The organism is Dyadobacter jejuensis, assembly GCF_003149085.1.
GTDB classification, from domain to species: domain Bacteria; phylum Bacteroidota; class Bacteroidia; order Cytophagales; family Spirosomataceae; genus Dyadobacter; species Dyadobacter jejuensis.
The window spans coordinates 1-3,172 of the sequence record NZ_QGDT01000039.1; the positions used below are offsets into that span (position 1 = coordinate 1).

Genomic DNA, 3,172 nt, shown 5'->3' on the forward strand with positions numbered 1-3,172 from the left:
CAGGGGCAGAGGCCAGTGTCGCCGTAGCCGTATCCATCCCCGACATGACTACCTTTGCCACAGCCAGTAACCTACGGCTGGTGGGATGGAATGGCGTAGAACAGAGCCAAGACGCCCTCCATTTCATCAAGCTTGATCAGGTACGTTCCTCTCAGATAGAAGGCAGCGGAAATACCTATACCTATAGCACTACCCAGCCTCTGGGTACGAGCTATTACCGCCTTAGAATGATAGATCAGGACAACACCTTTGCCTACAGCACCCTGCAAAGCCTGACCACCACCTGTGGAGAGCCCGACGCTACCATTAGCGTTTACCCCAACCCCATTAATGCAGACCAGCAAACGGTGAAGGTAGACTATGTTACCGACTACAAGGGAGCTGCCAGCCTATCGGTAATCAACCTCATGGGCCAACAGCTGATAGACCAAAGCCTACAGATAGATGGACCAGGAACCACCAGCTTTGGCGCGGCGGCACTCCATAGTGGTATCTATTTCGTACGACTACGCGACGCCAACGGAAAGACGATCAGCAGCATACAAAAACTGATTAAACAATAATTGAATATTAAAATACTTCAAAGAACCTCTATCAATAATACAAACAACCATCTATTCATATTTCCAACTATATTTATCTATGAAACACATTTATTTACTCGCATTGGTATTGATGAGCGGCCTGGGCTTCGCTCAAGTAAAAATAGGCAGCAATCCTACGGCTATAACACCTGATGTTAATTTAGAAATAGAAGCCACAGATGGCACAAAAGTCATTGTCAATCAGGCAGACGGAAAAGTTGGTATTGGTACTACCACTGTCGATGCCGCATTACATGTAGTGGGTGATGTAAAAATAATAGACGGTAATCAGGGTACAGGTAAAATTCTTACCTCTGATGCCGATGGGCTCGCTACCTGGACCACTGCTATCGGTATGTATGACTTTTACAAAGTAGGAACGACGGCAGCACCAACAACCATTGCCGATAATATTTGGACACAAGGTTCTATTATGTTTGGTTCTGCCACTGGTACAGATGCCACAGATGCTAGTTACACAACAAAAACAAATACCCTAATTGGGGGATTTAATAACAAAGCAGTCTCATCCGGTGGTAACTCCATTATATCGGGTAGTGCCAATACCGTAGCATGGGGAAACAACCAATTAATAACTGGAAATGGCAACAAATTTAATGGAGGAAACAACCCCCTCGTGTCTGGAACAGGCAATACAGTTACTAGTGGAAATAATATAGCGGTACTCGGACAATACAATACGCACTCAGGAGACAATAGTTTAGTCTTTGGCCAACTTAATAATTCAAATAACTGGCAATCGTTAACATTTGGAGAAAGCAATACTTCTGGATTATCGGCTGGCAACTCGGCTGTTTGGGGACAAAACAACTCAATTTCCTACAAAAACTGTGCAGCTTGGGGAGAGAAAAATTCGTTAGGTGGATTCTCTCAAAACTCAGGTGTTTGGGGAAGCAACAATATCGTTAACGCTAGACAAAGTGGGGTATGGGGAGATAACAATAAAGTGTATGGTTATGATGATGGAACAAGTACCAATAATGTTACCTCATTTGGAAGCAACAATATCATAAATCAAGGACATTCTAATTCTGTAGCTATTGGTATTGCCGCAGAATCACATAGCAACAACAGTTTCAATGCTGTGTATAATGGCGGATACCGGTTATACTCAAACGCAGGTAAAACTACAGGGGTTACTCTTGCCAATGGATCTGGAACCTGGTCGTCCGTTTCAGATAGAAGGTCTAAAGAAAACATCGAATTGGCTACCTGTGGCTTAAAAGAAGTAATGCAAATGAAACCAAGTAGCTACAACTATATCAATGGCTCTAAATCCTTAGGTTTTATTGCACAAGAAATAGTAGAAGTGATACCAGAAGTGGTCAATGTGCCCGAAGACAAAAATGAAATGATGAGTGTTCGGTACTCTGAATTAATTCCAGTCTTAACAAAAGCTATCCAAGAACAACAAGCTCAAATTGATGCTTTAAAAGCCGAAATTAAGGAATTGAAAAAATAATTATTCCTCATATTTGACTGCATCAAGATTTTTTTATAGTTGCTATCGGGTGCCAATTTCATTCTAAAATCGGTTTTCAAACTGATTGGAGATTTCCTATTCAATAGCACAAGTCTATATTCAAAAGCAGTCGATAAGGTGTATTGATTAACAAAAAAGCTGTTTACTCAAACAGCTTTTTTGCCTTTTATTAGCCACCTATTGGCGCAATCCTAACACCCTCAACTAGACACTGAGGTTTAATTAAAAAAGCAAAAAGGATATTAAATATCCAAACAGCCCTAGGAGGAAAAAGTGGGGGGGGGGAATATCGATAAAGCCTCCTACCCTTTCGGATACCAGGAAGATTATGTTCGGTATTATCAGAACGGCCTTAACCGATTTTACCTCAGCCCTATTCTTCCATAATTCGAGGAATTCTTACCATCGCAATGGTCCTCTATAAGCTCCGCCCCCCCCCTTTGGCAACGAAATAGTCAAGCATGTATCAATTTTAACTATCAATATTCGCCCCCTATCGAATAAACAAAATTACCCTTACCTAAACAAGCCCTCTAACCTTTTACTCCAAGGACTTTGACTTCACCTCCAAATCCGACCTTCGGCTGAGAAAAACTCATCACCGCGACCCAAAACGTATACTAATTATAGTTAGCAATATTTTTATTCAATCGATTATATTCTAATCAACCTGATCTTTAAGAATATTTCTATGTACCATGTCAAAGAATCAACCTTATTATATACTATTTAATTGGTTACCTAAATATTGATTGTCCGTATATAGCAAAATAGCATTCATTTATATATCCAAATAATCTAAAAGATCGAATTTTAATTTCGATATATATTACTCAAAATGATGTTTTCTATAGTATATAGAATTTATATTATACGCAACTTTAGAATTTTATTCAGATATACCATAGCACAATTTTATATTTCTTTAAAACTAATTTAATTAACACAAAAGTTAATCTATTTGATATATTTATATTGTATGTAATATTCATTTTAATAAACCAATATTTACTTATCTATTCACTTTTTAATGTATATTTGACTCAAAGTTTATTTTTTTCAGACAATCATTCGAACACTCACA

The 3,172-nt window shown here is 38.8% G+C and carries 2 protein-coding genes; both read left to right on the plus strand.

Going from position 1 to position 3,172, the window contains the following annotated elements; all coding sequences use genetic code 11:
• On the plus strand, positions 1 to 563 hold a 563-nt coding region (locus tag CLV98_RS22970; protein ID WP_146202349.1), incomplete at its 5' end, for a T9SS type A sorting domain-containing protein.
• A 79-nt stretch (positions 564 to 642) separates the two neighbouring features.
• Complete coding sequence (locus CLV98_RS22975) at positions 643 to 2,067, plus strand: tail fiber domain-containing protein (protein WP_146202350.1); 1,425 nt, start codon at positions 643 to 645, stop codon at positions 2,065 to 2,067.
• The last annotated feature ends 1,105 nt before the right edge of the window (positions 2,068 to 3,172 follow it).

Coding starts and splice junctions, on each gene's coding strand:
- CLV98_RS22975 (WP_146202350.1), top strand. CDS start 643: ATGAAACACATTTATTTACTCGCATTGGTATTGATGAGCGGCCTGGGC.